This is a genomic window from Marinobacter alexandrii (genome assembly GCA_039984955.1).
Taxonomy (GTDB): Bacteria; Bacteroidota; Bacteroidia; order Cytophagales; family Cyclobacteriaceae; genus Ekhidna.
In genome coordinates this window covers 319288-343107 of record JBDWTN010000005.1, presented here as the reverse complement: position 1 = coordinate 343107, position 23820 = coordinate 319288, and the positions used below count along the sequence as shown (strand labels likewise).

15 protein-coding genes are annotated in these 23820 nt (G+C 37.9%); 4 read left to right on the top strand and 11 right to left on the bottom strand.

Annotated elements, in window-relative coordinates; genetic code table 11:
- Window positions 1-171: 171 nt before the first annotated feature.
- Together ABJQ32_02230 and typA are read right to left on the bottom strand one after the other, a co-directional pair.
- Entirely contained in the window at window positions 172-3030 is a 2859-nt protein-coding gene (locus tag ABJQ32_02230; protein MEP5288435.1) for a pitrilysin family protein, read from the bottom strand.
- A 143-nt stretch (window positions 3031-3173) separates the two neighbouring features.
- A complete protein-coding gene (typA, locus tag ABJQ32_02225; protein MEP5288434.1) occupies window positions 3174-4985 on the bottom strand; it encodes a translational GTPase TypA in 1812 nt (603 codons plus the stop codon).
- A gap of 111 nt (window positions 4986-5096) precedes the next feature.
- Here typA and metG point away from each other — a divergent pair, with 111 nt between their 5' ends.
- Genes metG through ABJQ32_02210 form a run of 3 tightly spaced genes read left to right on the top strand, consistent with a single transcriptional unit; the run spans window position 5097 to window position 11897 of the window.
- Window positions 5097-7151, top strand: a complete 2055-nt coding sequence (gene metG / locus ABJQ32_02220) for a methionine--tRNA ligase (protein MEP5288433.1) — start codon at window positions 5097-5099, stop codon at window positions 7149-7151.
- A 16-nt stretch (window positions 7152-7167) separates the two neighbouring features.
- Window positions 7168-10425 (top strand): gliding motility-associated C-terminal domain-containing protein, encoded by a 3258-nt coding sequence (locus tag ABJQ32_02215; GenBank protein MEP5288432.1) that lies wholly within the window; start codon window positions 7168-7170, stop codon window positions 10423-10425.
- On the top strand, window positions 10425-11897 hold the full coding sequence (locus tag ABJQ32_02210) for a type IX secretion system membrane protein PorP/SprF (GenBank protein ID MEP5288431.1): 1473 nt from the start codon (window positions 10425-10427) through the stop codon (window positions 11895-11897). Before ABJQ32_02215 ends, ABJQ32_02210 begins: the two co-directional genes overlap by 1 nt.
- Before the next feature lie 380 nt (window positions 11898-12277).
- Here ABJQ32_02210 and ABJQ32_02205 read toward each other — a convergent pair whose 3' ends face one another.
- The 8 genes from ABJQ32_02205 to ABJQ32_02170 all read right to left on the bottom strand — a co-directional run bounded on the left by ABJQ32_02205 (window position 12278) and on the right by ABJQ32_02170 (window position 19997).
- On the bottom strand, window positions 12278-12511 hold the full coding sequence (locus tag ABJQ32_02205) for a hypothetical protein (GenBank protein MEP5288430.1): 234 nt from the start codon (window positions 12509-12511) through the stop codon (window positions 12278-12280).
- Window positions 12512-12813: 302 nt separating this feature from the next.
- Window positions 12814-13545 carry a hypothetical protein gene (locus ABJQ32_02200; protein ID MEP5288429.1) on the bottom strand — a complete coding sequence of 244 codons (732 nt, stop codon included), beginning with the start codon at window positions 13543-13545 and terminating at the stop codon, window positions 12814-12816.
- 430 nt (window positions 13546-13975) lie between these two features.
- Window positions 13976-14563: a hypothetical protein gene (locus tag ABJQ32_02195; GenBank protein ID MEP5288428.1), complete on the bottom strand. Its 588-nt coding sequence runs from the start codon at window positions 14561-14563 to the stop codon at window positions 13976-13978.
- A gap of 253 nt (window positions 14564-14816) precedes the next feature.
- Entirely contained in the window at window positions 14817-15341 is a 525-nt protein-coding gene (locus tag ABJQ32_02190; GenBank protein MEP5288427.1) for a hypothetical protein, read from the bottom strand.
- A 275-nt stretch (window positions 15342-15616) separates the two neighbouring features.
- The gene (locus tag ABJQ32_02185; protein ID MEP5288426.1) at window positions 15617-15946 is read right to left on the bottom strand and encodes a hypothetical protein; all 330 of its coding nucleotides are present in this window, start codon (window positions 15944-15946) and stop codon (window positions 15617-15619) included.
- Window positions 15947-16277: 331 nt separating this feature from the next.
- Window positions 16278-17498: a serine hydrolase gene (locus ABJQ32_02180; protein ID MEP5288425.1), complete on the bottom strand. Its 1221-nt coding sequence runs from the start codon at window positions 17496-17498 to the stop codon at window positions 16278-16280.
- A 212-nt stretch (window positions 17499-17710) separates the two neighbouring features.
- Window positions 17711-18538, bottom strand: coding sequence for an alpha/beta hydrolase (locus ABJQ32_02175; GenBank protein ID MEP5288424.1), 828 nt, complete (start codon window positions 18536-18538; stop codon window positions 17711-17713).
- Between the two features lie 211 nt (window positions 18539-18749).
- Window positions 18750-19997: an alginate export family protein gene (locus tag ABJQ32_02170; GenBank protein ID MEP5288423.1), complete on the bottom strand. Its 1248-nt coding sequence runs from the start codon at window positions 19995-19997 to the stop codon at window positions 18750-18752.
- A 264-nt stretch (window positions 19998-20261) separates the two neighbouring features.
- On the opposite strand from ABJQ32_02170, the gene ABJQ32_02165 reads away from it, so the two are divergent.
- Window positions 20262-22436, top strand: a complete 2175-nt coding sequence (locus ABJQ32_02165; protein MEP5288422.1) for a methyl-accepting chemotaxis protein — start codon at window positions 20262-20264, stop codon at window positions 22434-22436.
- A 56-nt stretch (window positions 22437-22492) separates the two neighbouring features.
- Here the strand turns inward: ABJQ32_02165 and ABJQ32_02160 are convergent, their stop codons facing one another.
- On the bottom strand, window positions 22493-23803 hold the full coding sequence (locus ABJQ32_02160; GenBank protein MEP5288421.1) for an alpha/beta hydrolase: 1311 nt from the start codon (window positions 23801-23803) through the stop codon (window positions 22493-22495).
- Window positions 23804-23820: the final 17 nt, after the last annotated feature.

Sequence of the window (23820 nt, the reverse complement as noted above, 5' to 3'; positions counted from 1 at the left end):
GGTTCTATTTCTAATATTTTGGATGATCTTAATGGTTATGATAACGTCATATCTCAAAAATCATGCGAGTTTAAGCACAAAAAAACCGCTATTGTTTGTTAATAGCGGTTAATTTATATGAATGGTTAGCTAGGTATTTGAATAGATAATTACCCGGCTTTGCATTATCGACTATTTCTTCATTTCAATTTTATTGTCATTGATGATATCGCCTTTTTCATTCACATCCACTATCTCGTATCCAAGCTTTTCTAGTTTAGACCTATTGGTGGCTCCATCACCTACCACGAGAATGTAAAGATTTTCGTCTTGTAAATATTTTTTCGCTAGCCCGTTGATTTCCTCTTTACTGATTGTAGCTATGATCTTATTTTGTTTTTCTACAAAGTTCTTGTCAAGATTGTAATGATTGATTCTTCTCAAAAAGTTTGCCTTCTGGCCTGGAGTTTCATAACTCCTCGCATCTCTTTGACCAATAGCACTTCTCATGAAAGATAATTCTGCATCGGTAATTCCACCCGTTCTGAATCCTTCTATCTCTTTCATAAATTCCACTACTGAACTATCTGTAGCAGCAGCCTTTACGCCAGCAGAAGCGGTATACGGACCAGGATCGTCACCACCTCTGAAGAAAGATCGAGCTCCATAGGTCCAGCCTTTATCTTCTCTAAGGTTTAGATTAATTCGACTATTAAAGGCTCCTCCCAATGGGAAGTTCATCAATGTAGATTTGTAATAATCTCCAGTGGCATCATATTCCATATCTGTGATGTATCCAATTCTAATCTGAGATTGAGGTGCATCTACTTTATCAACCAGGTAGATCTTTGTGTTTTCTGCCGGCTTTGCAGTTGGAAGTTCTGGGATTTGAGTGTTTTTATTCTTCCAACTTTTCAAAAAGTCTAGATATGCATCTATTTCTTTTTTTGAAATGTCACCTACGACAACAAGTTCTGAGACATTAGGTGAATAATATTTATCATAGAAATTGGTAACATCGGCCAGCGAGATATTCTCAACCGTTTCTTCTATCCCTTGAGAAGACACAGAGTAGATATGCTCATCTCCATACATCAACCTATTGAATACTTGGGTTGCGATACTTCCAGGATTCTTCTGAGAGGCTTTTATGCCTTCCATTTGTTGATTCTTTAAGCGATCAAAATCTTCTTGATTGAATGCTGGATTTTTAAGTATTTCATCAGCTATCTCAAGTGTTTTAGCGAGATTTTTCTTCAGTGAAGAAATGGTCATCGTTGTTGATGAATTACCGCCAAAAATGTTGATGCTACTTCCAATTTTTCTAAGCTCTTCTTGAATCTCTTCTGAGGAGTAATTTTTGGTAGCTTCATTCATCATACTAGCAGTCAATGATGCTAACCCAGACTTTTTGGGAGCATAGGCATCCATTTTATGCCCCCCATTGATGGTGAGCTGAAGAGCAACAACAGGAATTTCGTTTGATTCTGTACCAATTACTTTAATACCGTTGGCATATGTTTCTTTCCAAAAATCAGGAACCTTTATGGATGGGTTCGCACCCAATGGAGGTGTGCCACTTCTGTCAAATGAATCACCAGTTGGCCTGGTGTAGCTTAGTCCTTCGTAATCTGTTGAGGGAAATGGATTATTTCCTTCTCTCGGAATTTCGAAATTATCTGGTCTAGCTGTTGCTGTTTCTTCATTTGGAACTACACTTTGAACAACTCCAGGCTTGCCTTTTATGTATTGATTAAATACTCTCATTACATCCTCCTTTGTGATGCTCATGTAACGATCCAGGTCGAATTTGATACCGTTAGGGTTTTCATAAAATGTCTGATAGGAAGCAAGCTGACTAACTTTTCCAGCGACACTTGCTAAACCATTGATCATGCTTTGCTCTTGGTTGGCTTTGAACTTGATGATATCATCATCAGTCACGCCATTTTTTTCAAACTCTACAAGAATTTCTCTGATTTGCGTTTCAAAGTCAGCCAGTGTCCCACCAGGGAAAGGAAGGGCAAATAATGTGAATTCTCCAGCATGCTCACTGGTCGGGTGAAAAGTAGAAGCTTGAATAGCTTTTTTAGGCAATACAAACTTTTTATAGAAGTAAGAACTTTTTCCTGTACCTAAGATTTCTGCAAGACAATCAAGTGCAGCTTCATCTTTATGAAATCTTGGAACAGTAGGGAAGGTAAGAAGCAATGCTGGGAAGCGAATATTGGAATCCACATAGGAAACATAACGATCACTTTCAATCTCCGGAAGTGCTAGCTTGAGAGGCTGTACTTTAGGTCCACTTGGAATAACTCCGAAGTACTTTTCAACTTTTTTGATTACATCTTTTGGATCGATATCTCCTCCAATAGTTAATGTGGCATTGTTTGGACCATACCAGCGGAGGAAAAACTTCTTGAGATCATTTACACCTACACGATCTAAGTCTTCCAGACGTCCGATTGTCAACCAAGAGTAGGGATGCCCAAATGGGTACAATGTGCCAGCATTTACTTCTCTCCATCTTCCATATGGAGAGTTATCATAATTTTGACCTTTTTCATTTTTTACAGTAGCTCGCTGAACTTCAAATTTTTCTTGCGTAACTGCATCTAAGAAAAACCCCATTCGGTCAGCTTCTAACCATAACATCGTTTCGAGTTGGTTGCTGGGGACTGTTTCGAAATAGTTTGTTCGATCTCTGTTAGTTGTTCCGTTCAGTGTTCCACCTGCTTCGGTTACAATTTTGAAATGTTCTTCATCTGCTACATTCTCAGATCCTTGAAACATCATGTGTTCAAAAAAGTGAGCAAATCCAGATTTGTTTAATTCCTCACGTGCGGATCCTACATGATAGGTGACATCTACGTGAACCAATGGGTCTGAATGATCTTCATGGATGATCAATGTTAGTCCATTATCCAATACATGTTTTTCGTATGGAATAACAATTTCGTCTCCTTTTTTGGTGACTTTTTCAATAAGTTTTGTTTGTGCAAACGACACAGAACTTATGACAAATGCTAATAAAAGCGATATGTGTTTCATAATTGTGAGTTTTGAGTTGATTGAATTCTTTACGGAAAAGATAGGTAAAATGTGCCATGATTTGAGATACATCTTACAAGAAATGTAAAGACAAAAAAAAGCCTGCGTTATAGCAGGCTTTTAATAGTAAGTCTTTTTAGAGCTTATGCACTCTCTGCATTTGCCATTCTTTTTCGTTGATTTTCATCCAGATAGATCTTCCTCATCCGTATCGATTTAGGTGTTACTTCAACATACTCATCCTTCTGAATGTATTCTAAGGCTTCTTCCAGACTAAACTTTTTAGCTGGAATAATTTTAGCATTGTTATCTGTACCAGAGGTTCTCATGTTTGTCAACTTCTTTCCTTTCTGAATGTTGATTACAAGGTCATTTCCTCTAGAATGCTCGCCAATTACCTGCCCTACGTATAAATCTACTCCTGGATCAACGAAGAATGATCCTCTGTCCTGCAGCTTATCGATCGAATATGCAGTACCAGGGCCATTTTCAATTGAGATCAGTGAACCATTGATTCTTCCGGCAATCTCTCCTTTAAATGGCTGATATTCTTTTAATCTATGTGTCATTACTGCTTCACCAGCTGTTGAAGTAAGCATGTTATTCCTTAGACCAATCAATCCACGAGAGGGAATCTCAAATTCCAGATGTTGAATGTTGCCCTTAGGTTCCATTACTTTCAATTCACCTTTTCGTTGAGTGACCAATTCAATCGCCTTTCCAGAGTATTCTTCGGGAACATCAATGACCATGTGCTCAATAGGCTCAAGTTTTTGACCATTTTCGTCTTCTTTGAAAAGTACTTGAGGCTGACCTACTTGCAATTCATATCCTTCACGGCGCATCGTTTCAATCAATACTGACAAGTGAAGTACCCCCCGTCCAAACACTAGGAATTTATCCTCTTTATCGGTTTCCTGTACTTTCAGTGCCAGGTTTTTCTCCAACTCTTTCATCAAACGATCACGCAAGTGACGTGATGTGACGAATTTCCCTTCTTTGCCAAAGAATGGTGAATCGTTGATGGTGAAAAGCATACTCATAGTAGGCTCATCAATGGCAATTCGAGGCAGTACCATTGGATTCTCAAAATCGGTGATTGTATCACCAATTTCGAAATCTTCAATTCCTGTAATTGCGCAAATATCTCCAGCTCGTGCGGATTCTACCTTTCTCTTACCAAGCCCTTCAAATATGTGTACTTCCTTAACCTTCACTTTTTTGAGTGAACCGTCTCTTTTGCTGATGCCTAGATTCGCTCCTTCTTTGATGTCGCCTTGAACGATACGCCCAATGGCTATTCTTCCTGTGAATGAAGAAAAATCTAGTGAAGTAATCTGCATAGCAGGAACACCCTCTTTATATGGAGCAGGAGGGATTACCTCAACAATTTTATCCAAGAGAGGAAGAATGTTGTCAGTTGGTTTCTGCCAATCATCATTAAACCACCCCTGCTTACTAGATCCATAAAGTGTATGAAAATCAAGTTGTTCTTCAGTTGCATCTAAAGAGAACATCAAATCAAATACTTGCTCGTGCACTTCGTCTGGACGACAATTCTCCTTATCTACTTTATTTACAACTACGATTGGTGAAAGACCAAGTCCAAGAGCTTTCCCTAATACGAATCGTGTTTGAGGCATAGGCCCTTCGAAAGCATCCACTAAAAGGATAACGCCATCGGCCATTTTTAGCACTCGCTCAACTTCACCACCAAAATCTGCGTGACCTGGAGTATCAATGATGTTGATTTTTACACCTTTATATTCAGCTGAAACATTTTTGGAAAGAATGGTAATTCCTCTTTCTCTTTCAAGGTCATTGTTGTCAAGGATTAATTCACCTTTCTCTTGGTTCTCTCTGAACTCTTGAGTAGCGTAGATGATTTTATCAACGAGTGTGGTTTTGCCATGGTCAACGTGTGCGATGATGGCAATATTTCTAATTTCTTGCATACAGCTTAAAGCGCAATTTTTGTATTCGGGCGCAAAATTAGAAAGAATGATTGGTGAATGCACTATATCAGCTAATTACAAAACCTATATTTGCGGTTTCTTATCGAATTTATGGCAAAACAATACAAAAGACACACCATCACAGCAGCATTGCCTTATGCAAATGGACCTGTTCATATTGGTCATTTAGCAGGAGTGTATGTGCCTTCTGACATTTATGTACGATACCTTAGAAGTAAAGGAGAAGATGTAGCTTTCGTTTGTGGATCTGACGAGCATGGAGTAGCCATTGAACTGAGAGCACGAAAAGAAGGAAAATCGCCTCAAGAAGTGGTAGATTTTTATCACAACCAGATCAAAAATTCATTCGAGCAGTTTGGGATCAGTTTTGATATCTATCACCGTACTTCTTCTGAATTGCATCATGAGACAGCTTCCGCATTTTTCAAGAAGATGGAATCGGATGAGAAGTTTACAGTGGAGACTTCTGAACAATTTTTTGATGAGAAGGAGCAGCAATTTCTTGCAGATCGATATATCAAAGGCACATGTCCTACATGTAGTTTTTTTGAAGCATACGGTGATCAGTGCGAAAACTGTGGATCTACTCTAAGCCCAGCGGAGCTAAAGAATCCTAAATCAATGCTGAGTGGGGAATCTCCAATAATGAAAGAAACGAAGCATTGGTATCTACCCTTGGATCAATATGAATCATGGCTCAAAGAATGGCTGATTGAAGGGCATAAGGAATGGAAACCTAATGTCTATGGACAATGCAAAAGTTGGATAGACAATGGCCTGCGTCCACGTCCAATGACTCGAGATTTGAAGTGGGGAATACCTGTGCCTGTAGAAGGTGGAGAAGGAAAGGTATTGTATGTTTGGTTTGATGCACCGATTGGATACATATCTGCTACGAAGCAATGGGCACAAGACAATGGAAAGAACTGGGAGGACTATTGGAAATCGGACGATACCCGGCTATTGCACTTTATAGGAAAAGATAATATTGTGTTTCATTGTATTATTTTCCCAACGCTTCTAAAAGCTGAAGGCTCGTATATCCTGCCAGAGAATGTGCCAGCAAATGAGTTTTTAAATCTGGAGAATAATAAAATATCTACTTCCCGGAATTGGGCAGTTTGGTTACACGAGTATTTGGAGGAATTTCCGGAAAAGCAGGATGTACTTCGATACACACTTACAGCAAATGCTCCAGAAACCAAAGACAATGACTTTACATGGAAAGATTTTCAAACTCGGAATAACAGTGAGTTAGTGGCCATCTTTGGTAACTTTGTGAATCGAGCGGTTGTGCTAACACACAAATATTTTGATGGAAAAATTCCTGGTAGAAATGAATTACAATCAATTGATGAAGAGGTAATCAAAGCAGTAGGAGAAGTGCCTGCAAAAATTGAAGAAGCGCTTGATCAGTTTAAATTCAGAGAAGCATTGATTCAAATGATGGATCTGGCAAGAATTGGCAATAAATACCTGGCAGATACTGAGCCATGGAAATTGATCAAGGAGAATAAGGAAAGAGTAGAAACAATTCTGAATCTGGCATTACAGATCAGTGCCAATCTTGCAATAGTCTGTGAGCCATTCTTACCTTTTACTGCAAAGAAACTGACACAAATTCTCAATACAGAGAAAAGAATATGGGTAGAAGCAGGAGAGGTTAACTTCCTATCAGACAATCATCAATTGAATAAGGCCACACTGCTGTTTGAAAAGATTGAAGATACGGATGTGGAGAAACAAGTGAACAAACTTCTCGAAACAAAAAAAATGAACGAACAAGAAAATAAAACACCGGATGTATCGGCTCTAAAAGATGAGATCGTATTTGATGATTTCATGAAGATGGATTTACGAGTGGGGGAGATCAAGACAGCAGAGAAGGTAGAGAAGTCGAATAAGTTGCTGCAGTTCACTGTAGATATGGGGCTGGAAACTCGTACCATTCTGAGCGGTGTGGCAAAACACTTTACTCCAGAGGAAATGATAGGAAAGAAAGTAACAGTGATGGCAAACCTAGCACCTCGTAAAATTATGGGAGTTGAATCGCAAGGAATGTTGCTATTTGCAGAAAACTCAGATGGAAAATTGGTGGCCGTCAATCCTGGATCAGATGCTGAAAATGGGGCTACCATTGCATAACAATTCATATCTTTTCATGAATAGAACTCTCCTATTAATATTAATTCTAATAATTCCAATCCTGTTACATGGGCAGGATGTTCAAAACTTGAATGCGCCCGAGAGTCAGAATGTTGTTTCATGTGGTGCTGGTTTTCTCACACTTGCTGCTACGAGTAGTATAAACGATAATGATCTTCAGTTTGAGTGGTATGAGTCAACCGAAAGTAATGGACTTCAATTTCTTGGATCGCTTGATGGGTCAACAGGCAGGTCACAGTTTATTACTCCTTTTTTAATAGCTGATAAAAGATTTGCCGTTCGTGTTAGGGTAGGAAATTCAATTAGTCCATACACATTTGTTTTGGCAGAAATTCTAAATGAGGCCTCTATTCTTCAGCAACCGGAGATAGAAATTTGTGGAGAAGCCTACTTGGATATAGTGACTGAAATGGATTCGATTGAAAATTACCAATGGCAAATTCTTGTGCCCAATGAACTTGGTGAATCAACCTTCGAGAACCTCAACACTGTTTCAAGTGATTCGATCACATTAATAGCATTGGAAGCTGGTTTTTATCGCGTTATTGCGACAGATTCAACTGGATGTCGTGCTATTTCTAGTGAAGTAGAAGTTTCGAATACCAGCATCGTTGAGTTTATCGAATCTGTGGCCCATTGTTATGATCCTGGTATAGTTGGGGACGATCAAGTTACCCTTACAAGTACCTATGGTCGGTCTTTTACGACTTTTCGATGGGAAGAATCTTTGGATAGTGTAATCTTCACAGAAATCAGTACTGCACAAAGTATAACTGTAGACAAGCCTACTGTTCAGTCTTACGACACAGCCTACTACAGGTTGACAATTACTGAACAAAATTGTTCGAATGACACCACCATTGCGGTTTACTGGCGAGCTATACCGAACGGCACTATAAGTCACATCGATCCTTTAATCAATCAGAATGATTTCTTTTATTGTGGTGATGATCTTGTATCTGAGAGGACGCTTCAGTTTTCAACTAGTTCTTTAGGAATAGAAGTGGTTTGGGCTAGTATCAATCACTCTAGTTTTCTTTCACAAGACAGTCTAAAATCATATGCTGGAGTTGGGGGACCAGAACGATTGATTATTGACTTCCCGCAAATATTGCTTACATCTATTGGCGGTGGAGATGAAACTATCCTAACGCAAGATGAAGGAAATTTGCTTCCTCAAAACGGCGGAATTCCTGACGAGGGCGGGCTTATTTTTGCAATAGTAACTGATACAATTGCGGGTGAAGCCTGTCAAAGTCTAACTAATGGAATATTTGCAGATACTGCCTTTCCACTTCCTCTGCTTGGAAATGCCTTAGCATATAGTGATCCATTTATACCTGCATGTCTAGGAGAGGAACTGGAATTCACTTCTTATGACAAGACTGCAGATGCCTATTCTTGGAAGCAACTGGATGAAGCAACTGATTTACTCATTGAAGTCAGTACAGACGATACCTTGAACATCAATGTTGACGAGGGTTACAATGGTGGCACATATTTCTTAGAAGTAACCAAAAATGGATGTACGGATTTATCTCAACCCTTCAATGTAATTGCTTTCGACCTTCCTACAGTGGAGATTACCAACATAGAAGATGGAGAAGCAATTGCTTGTGATGATATTCCAAGTATTTTACTGTTTGGAGAGGGAAGTGAATCAGTATCTAGTTATCAATGGTTGTATAGTATTGACGATGAGAATTTTGTGAATGCGCCAGGAGATAGTGCTAATCATTTTTATATAGCAACGCTAAATGGTTACTACAAACTTGTTGCTTCCTCGCTATTTTGTTCTGCAGAAACATCCTCTGTATATGTTGAAATACCCGATCCAGTAGATCCTGAATTTGTTTTGGTGGCAATAGAAGGGGAAGAACAATATTGCGAAGGAGATGAGGTTTTGTTGCAATGTAATTATGAGAGCAACACAGCTTCATATTTTTGGTTTTACTCTTTCTTTCAAATTGATGGAGATGAAGTATCCATCGAACTCGTTGAATTGGGGGAAACAACCAATCCAGAAATCACTTTGGACACCCGCTCTTTTGGCTCTGAACTGGCAGAAACATTGACCTTATACTTTTATATTCTGGTTATTGATGGTGAATGCATCGTTGGTAGTACAGAAATCCCACATGTTGTTGAGATAAACCCAAGCCCTAATATTGAAATAGTGTTTTCGGAATCACCTATGGTCAGCGAACTATTGTTTTGTAGCAATGAAGTTGTCAGTCAAGAGGTAAGTGTTAATAATCTATCTACGGTATTCTTACCAGATATTACCTACCTATGGAGAAAGTATAACCCTGTTTTGGATGATTATGATACTTTAATTGATGCATCAGGTACTACATACACCATTTCAGAACCTGGTAGATATCAATGCTTAGCGGTGGACTCAGACGGATTCTGTTTTTCTGCTAGCAACGATCTTGATGTGCTTATTCTACCTTCAAAAGTCAATGGAGATACACTTTTTTGTCAGGGAAATGATATAAACATAAGAGCCGTTCAAGGGAGTTTACCTGATCTAAACTCCTTCGGATATGAATGGTTTTACAGTGCTGATGGGGTGGAATTCAGCACAGTTGAAGGTGAGAGTGATCCTAATCTGATGATTGGGGCGAATGATGTGTTGTATGGGAATGGCTTCTTTTACTATGAAGTGCAATATGATGGCTGCTTAGGTATTTCAGATACACTCGAGGTTCGACAGAATATCAATTCGTTTAATTCTAACTTGACAGTTCTTGCAAATCAAGAGAAGGGAGTGCCATTCGAAGCGGTTGTAGACATAGATTCAGAATCTGATTTTGTTTACAATTGGGAACCATTTGATTTTCTGAGTTTTACGAATGGAAGGATGGCAGTGTTTAATTTTCCTGAATCATATCCACTCGATAGTGTAAGCATCCGGCTTGTGGTGTCTAACCCAGAAGGATGTGAGGTGAGTTATGAAGAGTTGATCAGGTTCGAAGAGACAACTGATATTTCCTTTTCTAAATTTGTATCCCCGAATGGGGATGGCCTGAACGATCGATTCCAGATTAATGGTTTGGACAATCAAGTACCAAATGAATTACGTATAGTAGATTCATGGGGCACCACGATATTCTCATATTCAAATTATTACAACAATACCCAAGAATCTGATCGGTTGATTAATAGCCTAAAAAGTGAAGGAGTATATTATTATCTCTTTTCTATTGATGGTAATGCAATGAAAGGAAGCTTTTATTTTAGGAAATAGTGAAAAAACGACTATATATTCTTGCTGTAGTTACGAGTATGCTATCTCTTAGATCTGCAGACGCACAGCAAACGACTTTACTTGGACATCAGGAGTTGATTGGTTATTTCAATCCTTCACTTATCGGAGGTTCCAATGGGCAGGTTAGCTACCTATATCGTTATCAATGGGAAGGTTTTGGCCCATCTTCAAATACCTTATTTTTCAAATACCCTTTAAAAAGTAGTGGGAAGTTTTACTCCCCACACGCTATTGGTTCCTTTTTTCAATATGAAGATTTTGACCTAGTTGATAGAACCAAGCTTGAATTCTTCATGGCGAATACACTTTTTGAGTCAGATAAGTTGAGGATTGGATTTGGTATCAATGCTGGACTTAGTTACAGTGGAATCAATACAGATGATTTTAACTTGGAAGAATTGGTAGATCCAGAACTTGCCAATGTAGATAGAAGACTTTCCGTGACCAACAAAGTTGGGTTTTCTGTATATCACAAGTTTGTAGACGTAGGATTAGCCGCAAGAACTTTTAATGTTCAATCTATTTCTGATTATCATTCATCATTGTCGTTTAAGGTGCCTCTTAAGAATCCAAAATTTAGATTGAATCCAATCGTAATTTTCAGGATGACAGAGGACTTTCAGCATCAATTGGAAGGGCAATTAAAGACAACATATGATCAAAAGATAAGTTTGACTGCTGGATACAGAGAGAATTTTGGAGCAATATTTCAATTGGGCATACGCATCAACAATTCAGCTAAAGTTTCTTATGGTGTAGAGACACCACAGAATAACGGATCATCTCTGGGACTAACTCATGAGCTGTTTGGTTCTTATTATTTTGAATCTCCTGCTTTGGTTCAACATAGAAAGGATAGCGTAATTAAGGCTAGGAGGGATTCTTTAAATAGAGCAAGAATAGAAAAATATAGAACTCAGAAAGCAGAGGAGGCAGCTAATGATGATTCTCTTTCAATTTTAGGCACTCCTGAAAAAGAACAGCCTGAAGAACAAGATTCAGATTCTTTGAATATAGAATCTGAGGCTATGAAAAAAGAAGATTCTGAGAATAATGAAGGCGAAATCTATACATCTCTGGATGATGTAGTTGGAAATATTTCCGATAATACCCACGTTATTCTGGATCATATAGGATTTGAGCCAGGCCTTTATTTATTGACTCCTGACTCATATCAAGAGCTGGACAAACTCTTCAATTACATCAGGCATCATAAGTCCCTGCATATTGAAATTCAAGGTCATACAGACAATTCTGGGTCTCCTGACACTAATCTTTCACTGTCCAGGTATCGTGCATTAGCCGTATACAATTACCTGGTAAGTAGAGGTATTGATCCTGCTAAAATGAACGTCATTGGTTATGGAGAAAATCAACCTTTGTATCCAAACGATACCAAAGAGAACAGAGAGCTAAATAGAAGGATAGAAATTGTGTTTATCAGAAAATAGTGTTTGTATTTAACGTCTTAGCTAAAGTGCGTACGTCCCGAAACCTAGGTCTACGCGACTCGCTGTGAAAAACTAAGCTAGGAGCACTTAGCTTTACTGTGGCTTTTTCATTGGATCTTGTCTGCTATCAAAGAATGTAAGTAAGCTTATATGATCTTTGTTGATGCGATAGAAGATTCGTGTTTACTTTGAAATATGAAAGCCCCTAATGTTCTTTTCTGCAACTTCTAGAGTTCCTAGTTCAGGAAACCGTTGCAATAGTTCAAGAAAGTCAAAAACTTTATTTCTGAATTTTGAAGATGATTTCTCTCCAAATTCAGTTGAAATGTATGTGTTGATTTCTTGGAATCTGAATTGGAACTTCTTAGTCCAGAATATTCTCATTTGAATTTTCGAAGAACTTCAGAGTGAGGAGTTAGGTTATTTGGATCTTCAGATTCTTTATAAGCCTCTAAAACCTCTTGTTTTTGGGAGTCAGTTAAAGAGTTCCAAAGATGTCCTTCTTTGGAGTTCTTTCGTTCGGAAAGAATATCATGAAGAGATTCAAGGAGATTTGAGTTCTGGATTCCATCAATAAGTTGATGAAGATTCGCTTTAAGTTCAACTGCTCTCATAATGTAAATTTACGAAGAATATTGCTGGAAAGTTGATCTGGTGAAAATGCTCATCGCTCAGATATGGTGCTGTGGCCTCCGAGCTTTATTAATACCGATAAAAGTAGCTTATCTGCCGGTGCATTCAAAGTATCAGACGCGCACTGCGGCATACAGATAATCCCGATAGCTATCGGGACTCCCACAAGCAGGAGCAAGTAGAAAGCACATCAGGTTCTTGGCGGTAGATAAGCGGGATGTTGAGCAGACTTTTGGCTTAGTGCTAAGTAAGACCAAGCGCCATCATCGTTTGTTAGCAGTTTTCACAAATTGTCATTGGTAAGTTTTAAAAACTCATAAAGCGAGTCTTTCTTGAAGTTCAATTTCTTTCTTTCAAATTCTATAAAATCAACTTGCTCAAGATCAAAAAAATCACATTTAAGAATCTTTTGAAATTCTTGTTCAATTAAGAATTGGTCTAACGATCCATTGGTATAGTTGTAGTTGTTCTCAAGTTTAAGACGGTTGTATTTGTTATCTCTTGTCATTAAATAGGCCTTCTTCTTCTCAGATTCGTTGTATTGAGAGTAAAGGTTTTCAAGATGTTCAAAGACACTTGTATTACTTCTTAAAGATTTCATGTATTCATCATAGAGTTCAATCTCCTTTGAAAATATTTCCCCATAGTCCAAGAACCTCTCCCCCCTTACAACTGCCTTAGTTCTAATTTTTTTACCATCTTCGATTAGACTAAATCCACTGAAATCAGCAGTGTCGTTAATGACTATGATGAGTATTCTTGAATTTGGAAATAACGAGTTTAGATCTTTCTCTAAATCGGTGAGTTCTTCCTCTTCGCTGATGTTCTTATAGAATATCATGTCAAGCAAGATGATAGAACAATTGTTTTTGAAACTAATTGACAGTTTAGAAGGACTAAGACTATCAAGTTTCCTCTTGAGAAATTTCGTTTTGAGCCTTTTGGGATCAGCGTCCTTGGTGCCGTCAAAATCAGGTAGTTTGTCAACTACAATACCACAAAAAGTTAATCCCATGTAATGATTTTTGAAATGCGAAAATTACTGCTAACGCCCCTAAAATCCGTAGGCTGACCGCTTGTTAGTTTCTCTAAAATTATCTGATTCAAATGCTCTTTGCAAGTAGCTCATAAGCCTATGGATTTTTAGCGATTGTGTGTACTCAGCATGGGCAACTGGTATCGAAGATACCAAATTATTCCAGAGGGTGAAAGTCCCTTACAGGCAAGTTGGTGAAGCCTGTTAGCAAGTGGCAAGCTGGTTCATCGTGAGGTTATCAGTGAAGGAAGCCAGACTGCAAAATCCGGTACCGACGAACAGGAAGGGTAGCTGATCTGCGCCACGCCTACAAAAGTCTCAGAAAACTGCTGCGTTCTGAAAGTGAAGTCCAGAACCACTTTGGCATATGCATCTTTAGCGACTGTTGGAGAGCGTAGTTACCCTATTTTTAAAATATTAAAGTTGAATAAATGATTACTGATAGCAGTAGAAGGACGAGTTGGAGTTTATGACTTGTCCATGCAAGTTCTCCAAGCAATTTGCTTTGCATTCTTAAGCTTTCGAATTTAGTATTGACCGTTTGGATATTTGAAATATCGTTTCCAGTCACAAAATCTATTTTGTTCAACGATCTGAAGAAATTACCAATTTTACTTTGGTTAGAAATATCAGTATGCTTATCCGTTAAGTACATTGCATGCTTTTTCATCACCCTCTTTCTTGTTAGCACAAGATGTCTAGTTATCCTAATATCATAAAGTCGTGAGGTTATGGATATTAAGCCAAATACCACCGTTAAAAGAGTTAAGCAGACAGAAATTACAAACAGTAATAGGCTCCAATTCACCGATTGTTCGAAATCGATTGTGATAGCCGGAAATTTTTTTCTTTCATTTATCAAGTAGGCTAAAAATCCAATACCGATTGTGGTGAATAGGTTTGTGGAATAGCCAAATTGAGTGAGAGCTTGGTTAGACCATTGCTGATGTCTTTCGGAATACTCTTTTACCTTATCCTTTTGCTCTTGTTCAGTCATGGCATGCTCTCCAACGCCCCAGATATGGCGCTGTGGCCTCCGAGCTTAATTAATTACGATAAAAGTAGCTTATCTGCCGGTGCATTCAAAGTATCAGATACGCACTGCGCCATACAGATAATCCCGATAGCTATCGGGACTCCCACGAGCTGAAGATTGTAGAAAGCACTTCAGTTTCTTGGCGGCAGATAAGTGGGGTGTTTTGCAGGCACTGTGCAGATGGCTAAGTAAGGCCATGCGCTATATCGCATGTTTACTCGTATACGTTAGAAAATACGGCAGTTAAAGCTATAGTTAAGCTAAATCCCACTTCTAACCATGTCATGTTGCGATTTTCTTCTTCCTCCCACATTGTCATACGGAACAGTCTAATTGAGATTATCAGTTCTTGGTTATGAGTTCGAATAAAAACTATTCGAAGAAGTTGAAATACCAACAGCGTTGGTAGTAGGGATCTCAAACCATCAAATGCTGAACCTCTGTAAAATTGAAACCCAGTTAGGTCATGTAACTCTGGATATGTTAGCAGTTGAATCAACCCAATGGTTAGCCAGATAATGAAGAAGTTGAAGTTCCTTAGGTTCTTAAAGAATAGTCCGATAAGTAGGAGAGGTAGTATAAAAAAGTAGACATCAATAAAATCTCTTAAAGTGTCGGTCTGGAGAAAGCGTTGTTCGTGCGAAATCCACATGGTTAGCACAACCAGAAGATGTATCACAAGAATTAGTTTGTCAGTTCTGTTAAACGGTTCTCTTGAAATTATCTTGATTTTCTCCATGTAGCAGGTATGGCTCACAACCAGATATGGCACGTGCCTCTGAACTTAATTAATATCTACAATCTAGCGGATTTGCAGATCAGTTTCAAGCAGCTCAGTAGAGGCATATGCTATATAGTTTGTGCTTGTTGCACAACCCAATATACTCGTGTAAATGGCAAAACCCATCTGACAGAACCTTCTCCTACATGCTTTATTCAATGTTACGATGTATGGATTTATGTGCTTTATCAACAAAATTGGGTTGCGCAACATCAACATTTGTTGTGGAGCGTTTATTCAATTGTTATTGCAAATTCTTGATACTTCACAACAAAATCTCTTGCCTCATTAAGATCTTTGGGGTAGTTAGCATATTGTAAACCTCCTTCATCACCTTGGTCGTAAACTCTCTGAAAATAGAATCCATGATCTCTTAGAAATTCTACTTTCTTCCATTGAGCATCATCTGTCCGTTTCGGAACCCTGAATTTATGGTCATATCTTACTGTCGTTTCACCACATTCTGGACACTTTTTGAAGTTAGTGTTGAAATCCCAATTCCGCTCGAATTGTTTCCTGCAGGAGAAGCAAACATACGGAGCAGTTCTACTTGATTCTTTCATTAGTTTATCAACGATTTAATGTATTCTGTCACGGATCCGTCCCAGTGGCATTTGCTACACCGATCATTCTGAAATTGATGTTCACAATTCTCATAACTGTAGAGGAAGTGGGAACAGTTCGGACAGAGTTTTACCATTTTTGATGAATCAGTGTAGTATTCACTGTTACACTCGCTGCAAACTGTAATCTCTTTTTTCATAGCGCAATGCTCCACAACATCCGAATATGTGACAATGTCACATATCCTTTTTATATATAGATCACTAATCTAGTAGGTTTTTGATTTCGTTCAAACCTCTATAGCTCTCGAGTTGGAGTTCAAGCTAAAGTCTATTGACTTTTTTCATGATTGTATGGAAAATAGTTCTGCCAATACCACGGAAGCCAAGAATCACCAATCGCTATTTCGAGTATCTCCTTAAACACACTCTCACCGTTTGAGCTGTTGGTCATTAAAATAATTGCGATGTTGTTTTCAGGATAGAATGCAGTATAATGTTCCCAACCGCTGATATGACCCTCTTTGAATACTGCCTTCCCGTATGGAGTTGTATAGATACCCCAGCCTAACCCATAGCTCAGTTCAATATCTTTATTAGCTTCTGTGTTTTTAAATCTATTAGTTCCAAACTGCTGAGTTGAGGTTATTTCAATTTGTGAGGATGTCATTTCTTCAAATGACTCCTTACTTAAGTTTCCATTATTAAGCATAGCCTGAATGAACCTAGCATAATCCTGTGGTGTAGTTTCCATACTACCCGCTGCGTATTCACGATTCCTTTTCTTTCTTCCAAGAACTTTTTTCTTCTTAAAATGGCCTACTGCGTAATTGCCTTCAAATTTTTCTTGCCACACAAAACTTGACATATTCATTCCAAAAGGCTCAAAAACATATTTTTTGGCTAGTTCCTCTAAAGGTTTACCGGAGACCTGTTCTATTACAAACTGAAGGAGTTGGATGCCTTCTCCTGAATAGCTATAGTATGAGCCTGGGCTAAATTCTATTTCCAATTCTTTTTCCATGTTTATCCCATACTTGCCTATATACCTCCAGTTCGGGAGACCAGAAGAATGTGATAAACACATACGTGCTGTAATAAGTGTTCTTCGTGAATCATTAGCTAAATCTTGGTAGCCTTCATAACTTTCTTGAAATTTGTATTCACTTAGAGGTTTATCTAGATACTCAACAAGCGGTTTATCAAGATCTATAATTCTTTCTTCTGCTAGATTCATCACGATATAGGCAAACAAAGGTTTGCTAAGTGAAGCACCATAAAAATTGTCTGAGATTTTCAAAGGAATATCCTCTTTTATGTTTCGTGCTCCGTAGGCCTTCTGGAAAAGAATTTCATCCCTTGTAATAATTGATATTGTTAATCCATGAACATTAGCCTCTTTTTGAAGTGATTGAATTTTTTTATCCAATGCTTCTATTGCAATGTCCGTATCATCAATCTTCTTTATGACACTTTGAGCTTTGCTTGATGAAGCAAAAATCAATATCAATGAGAGGAATAGAATTGGTGTTTTATCTAAGTTGCTTTTCATTTTGATCTACTAAATTCTGGTGTTTAGAAAATGTGAGAACTCAAAAGAATCTTACAAGAAAGATTAAAACTTATCAAATCTAGATATGAATACTCTTTTAGGTTAAAATCAGCACATACGTTACTTATTTAATATGATTGTGTCGTTTTCGTGGAATTGACTAAAACAAGCGTAGAATGAATCATAGTGTATAACAAAATGAAGTATTGAATCTATTCTTTGCCTGCAGGTGTATTCTTGGAAAGAAACGATTTAGCCTTTAAAACAAACTCTCCTTTATTCTCACCTTCATGTGCTCCATGAGAGACATTCGGGAGAATCCAAAAATCTGATTTAGGAAGATGTTTTTTCACTCTAGCAACTTCATCAAAATCCATTCCTTCATCATCATCTCCCATCATAATGAGAACCTCCGATTGGATGTTTCTGAGTTCTTCATCACTTAAAAAGATCGTGTAATTCTTGAATTGATCCATGATTCCCTTGATGTGAGTATCACTTTTATGTGAGGTTTTTAACCACGGGAAATTATCTCGATTTTCAAAAGTGAATTGTTCCTGATATTGTGAGAAGTTATTGATGTCCCATGTTCCGACAGCACCAATCGTGATCATTGATTCTATCAGGTTTGCGTTATTCAATGCAAGTTGATAAAGGACATCACCACCAAAACTGAATCCGATAGCTTTAATTTTTTGCAATTCTAAGTATTGGATTAAGGAATTAAGATCGTTAGCAACACTTTGTATGGATAGATCCTCTTTGAAAGGATCTGAGTTTCCGTGACCTGTTAAATCAATAAGGTATACTTCGTATTCCTTTTCAAAATCGGAGACATATGGCTTCCATGAAGTAGAGGATAAACTATATCCGTGAAGAAACACTAGAGGTGAACCTTGTCCATATACTTCATAGTATAGACTTTTTCCATTAATTGAAATTGACTCTGATTTCTTTGGGACTTGGCACAAAATATTAGTCGTTATTAATAATAGAATTGATAAGAAGGTATACTTCTTATGTATTGTAAATATTTTCATTTTAGAATTTTTTAGGAAAGACCCTTAAAGTCATTTGTTTAATGGTCCTTGTTTTTGTTAAAATTTTTAGCTGTTCTATACTATATCCTATAGCAGGAGGGGAGGCTGCTATTTATAGTCTTGCGGTATAATCAGCTTGATTGTTGGCTGTCAATGTTTAGCAATGCTAATGAAATTTAAAGTTAAACTCTTCAAGAGTAGTCAAAACCAGCTACTTACTAAATAGTGTTGGCGAATAAGAAAGTTGTAAATAGGCAAAATGGGCGATTTCGTTTTCATCACCTCGTTGCTTGAGTATGCGCATGCTTTCCGTAGCTAGGAAATGGCTGTAGCCAAACCCCAATTTTAGACTTTTGTAGGGTTGATAATTAATGAATGTATCTATCTCGTACCCAAGATGTTTATTGTCTGTGATAACGTTGTTTTCCACATCAAAAAGGCTTTCTTGAGTAGAAAAAGAATGAACGTGCACAGCAGTATTCCACTTATTAGATACTTTATATGAAAACTTGGCAAAGTAGTCAGCTAACCCGCCAGGTACATTAAAGCCTCCAGCATAAAACATGTCTTGTATTCCAAAATACCTGTGCCTTCTGGCATACAGTGGGATAAAGGTATTTGTTTCATTGTATGTTGGGTCTTGCAAGTTTTCTGCGCTCGTGCCCGAAAGCAAGTCAAACCCTGGTGTGACACTAATTTTTGCATTAACAGGAATCTTCAACTGTAATGCAGCCATACTGGATGTGACCTTTTGGTCCCCTTGATTTCTTCCTCTTTGTAAATAAAAGCTTCCCGTAAGCTTCATATTGCCTATCTCTTGCACACCATATAGACCAATAGTTCTGAAGTGATTGATTGAAGTATCTGCTAGCTGCTGACCTAAATCAAGGAAAAGAACAGAAATTTCGGTGGTAGCTAGTTTCTTATTGAGCCATATCATGCCCATGTTTTTGTAGTAATTACCTACATCGTATACATCTTGAAACAATACTTGTTCCTCATTATTGACACCACCGGCTAAGTGCACCTTGAATGTGGAGTCAGAGCTTTGCCACTCCAAAAGAGCTGCGTCATGAGAACGGGCTTGCAATCTCCATGTGCTATTGCTTAGAATTTTCAGATCATCATATTCAAATTCCTGGCGACCTATTTTAAGACTTAATTTATCTACGATACTGAATTTGACCCAAGCTTGATAGAGATTGATTGTTGAAGATGTGGTATTCAAATCAAACTGTCCCCACGTTCGAATGTCTTGAAAAGAAATAAACGATTCAATTTTATTTTTATCGATGTAGGAAGCATTCAACCTTGTTCTCTGAGTAGTGAGGAACACACCCTTTTCATCAGGCTCACTTAACGTCCTGTATCCGTCACGGTATTCAGATCTTGGTCTGAACTCTAAGCTCAGATTGAATTTATCTTGTGAATTGGCAGTAAAGACAAAAACTTGAAACAAAAAAACGGGGGTTAGCTTTTTTGTTATAAGCTTCGATATTGAATAAGACATATAATCTTTAGTGATTTGGGCTTGTTTTCCGAGAGCAATGTTGGCAAAAATAGCATTTTGATTCACATAGCCTTTTGCTGACGTCTATGATATTGGGGTGTTAGTCTATAAAATAGGCCCTTCGGAATATATCACGGACTGAATTTTTTATTTATCTATTATATTGAGACAAAAATCATGACTAATGTCGTCGAAGTGACGAAATTCAAATAGATGAACTTAAGACTTAGAATAGCAATTTTTATTGGCGGAATACTATTGATAACAACGCTTGTCATTAGTTCGATAGCTATTTACAGTATTCAGACGAAGAGTGATGCCGACATTGAAAGTTTTAGACAAGAGGAGGTTAGCAAAGCAGAATCTCGCTTGCAAAATGTAGTGGATTTGGCTTACGGAATAATTGAAAGGGCTCATGCTAATTCAATTACAAATCCGGAAGCAATAGATGAAGCCTTGGATGTATTGTCCACTATTCGATTTGATGGAAAAGAAGGTTATTTCTGGATTACTGATACGCAACTTCCTTATCCGACCATGATTATGCATGCTGCAAAACCTCAGAACAAAGGGAAAGTGATGAGTGATGAAAAGTATAATGTGGTTGAAGGAAAAGAAGGCAAAAACCTTTACCAAGAGCGCGTGGAACAATCATTGGCTAATAGTGATGCTTTTGTAGATTATTATATGGTCAAGCCTGATGAGGATAAAGTCTATTCCAAGCTGTCTTACTCCAAGTTGTTTAAGCCTATGAATTGGGTGATTTCATCAGGTATATACACTGATTCCATTGATGAGGCTGTCATATTAAAAAGAAAACAATTGGATGATCAACTATCCAGTATTGGACTTAAAATAGTAATGATTTCACTGGGCCTTTTGATTTTAGGTCTTTACATCGGATGGCATTTTAGCAATCGAGTAGTTTCTGTCTTGGATACCGTCAAGGAACGATTGAATTCATTATCTATTGGCAGAGTAGTGAAGCCTATTGAAGAAAAAAGGGAAGATGAGTTGGGGGAAATGATATTTGCTTTGAATCACTTAATTGATTCAACTTCTCGCTACATAGGTTTTGCGAAGGAAATTCAAAAGGGTAATCTGGCAGGAGTGTATGATCATTTTGATGAGGAAAATGTTTTAGGTACTAGTCTTGTCCATATGAGAACCAACCTCTTAACTGTATTGGAGGAAACTCAAAAAGTGCTTTATGAGGCTGGAGATCTTGGTAAATTGGATTCAAGAATTAATACATCAAGGAAAGAAGGAATCTGGAAGGAGTTAGGTGAATCTATCAACTATTTGCTTGACTCAATTTCAAAACCAATTCTGAACATTAATTCAATGGTAAATAAGCTTGCTGATGGAGACTTGACAGTTCGGTATGCGGAAGAGAGTAAAGGAGATGTTAGACTACTTACAGGAGATTTGAATAAGGCGATACATCAACTTAATGAACTCTTGACAGGTATAAAGTCTACAACTGATGTAGTAGAGGAATCTGCCAATGAAATGCTGGTTTCAGGTGAGGAGATGAGTAGAAGTACTTCTGAAATAGCTTCAGCCACAGGTGAGATGAGTAGCGGTACTCAGACTCAGGTAAGTAAGGTGGATGAAGCATCTCAACTGATTGAACGTATACTCAACTCATCAGATAACATGAAAGAAAGAGCTATTTCAATTAATGATGCGGCTGCTCTCGGTTTTGATAATAGTGTTAAGGGTAAAAAGATGTTGGAAGAAATAGTTGGAAGCATTGATACAATTTTTCAATGCTCTAACAAAACGAACGATTCTATTGAGATTCTGAAAGGACGATCGAGTGAGATTAGTCAAGTATTGAATGTAATCACAGAAATTGCTTCGCAAACAAACCTCCTAGCATTGAACGCTGCTATTGAGGCTGCTCAGGCTGGAGATGCGGGAAGAGGCTTTGCGGTAGTCGCTGAGGAGATAAGAAAACTAGCAGAAGATTCTAGAAAGTCTGCAATCAAAATTGAGCAACTAGTATCAGATGTACAAAACGATACTGAAGAGGCTGCTAAGACTATTGATCAAATGAGTACAAGTGTGAAATCAGGAGCGGATATTTCAAAAGAAGCATCTGGTTTATTTAAAGACATAACTGATTCAACGCAAAAAACACTTCAATTGTCAGAAGAAATAGCTAGTGTTACCAAAGGGCAATTAGAGGATATCCATAACGTGGTGGGTATCACTGAAAATATTGTAGTCGTGGCTGAAGAGACTGCTGCAGGCACAGAGGAGGTAGCTAGTTCTGCTGTGGAATTAGCTAGTGGTATGGATAATTATCAAGAAAAATCGAAACAGCTAACAAGTATTGCTGCTAAGCTCAAAGAAAATTTAGAAAAATTTAAGCTAAGCTAGAACAGAAAAAAAGCTACTTCTCTTCCTATAAAAGAAAGGAAGCAACTCAATTTTCATCATTTTTTGTCGACTATTTCTTTAGCCCAATCTATGATTTGTAGACTGATATAATCTTCCCATTTTCCAGGCTTAAAATTGAAACTCTCCGAATAGGATGGGTGTATCGTAGACCAATGGTCTAAGTTAGGATACTTATATAATTCATGATCTTTGTGCCCTTTTCTTTCCAAGACATCCATGATCATTTCATTGTCAAACTCGGACATAATCCAATCATTGGTACCCCATCTAATTCTAACTGGCACTTTGATTTCTTCCCACTCCTGTGCAAAATTGAAATCTTGAACTTGATGATAGTATTCCATTGATCGACCGTACATGTGATTAAGTCCTTGTCGATGGTGTTCTTTTAAAGCAGGCTGCTCATCCAGAATATCTTCAAAACTTTTTTTCTTGATTAACATTTCATGATATAAAGGGATATAATATTTATTCATTTTCTCAACAATCGTCGTTTCCGAGTCTCCTTCAATAGCGAGAATTCTGCGTTCGATCTCAAGCATATGTTCGTACCAGGTTTTGTAAAAAGTGCCATCAGAGATAGATCCTGCCAGATTGAAGGTATTTGCAAAATAGGGGGCTAAAGCGCTTCCCATGCTGTTTCCATAGACGACAATTCGTGTTGTGTCTACATATGTTTTAGACTTTAGGCTTTTAATGGCAGCTTCATATCCGCTCAGTTCTGTTTTGAAATCTGTGCACCCGCAATCGCCCTCACTATCACCAACGCCGGGTTTATCAACACGCATGACTACCATACCAGATTTTTCTACTAAATCGTTGATTAGCTTAACCCAGTTATTGGACCTACCTGAGTACTGTTCTATTGTAGAACAGCTTAGTCCCTGAATGAGGAATATAGCTGGCAGCTTTCGGTCGGAATTCGGTGTAGTAATGATTGTGCGCTGACGTATTCCGTAATCACTGACCACACTTTCATAAAAAGTATTGATCCCTTCATGTTTTTCCTGCTCAAGTGGTTTTAAGATTATTTCCTTTTTGATCCAACCATTTCCACGTTTAAGGTGTATGATCGTTTTATCATGGGCTCTGATACTGTACGTTACATGACTCCAGTCTTCCTGATTAAGAATTTTCCTGTCATTTACCTGTATGATTAGGTCGCCAGCTTTTACTCCTGTCTTTTCAAATACAGAACCTTTTTGTATGCTGTTGATCATCGCCCCTGGGTTTATGCCGTTAGGCCATCCGATATTAGCTTCCCAAGAGGCTCTTCTGCCTAGACTCTGCCCGGGAAGAGATTGGAAAGAAATGATGATTAACGTGATTGAAAAAATAAATTTCATGTGTTTTTGAGTTTTGA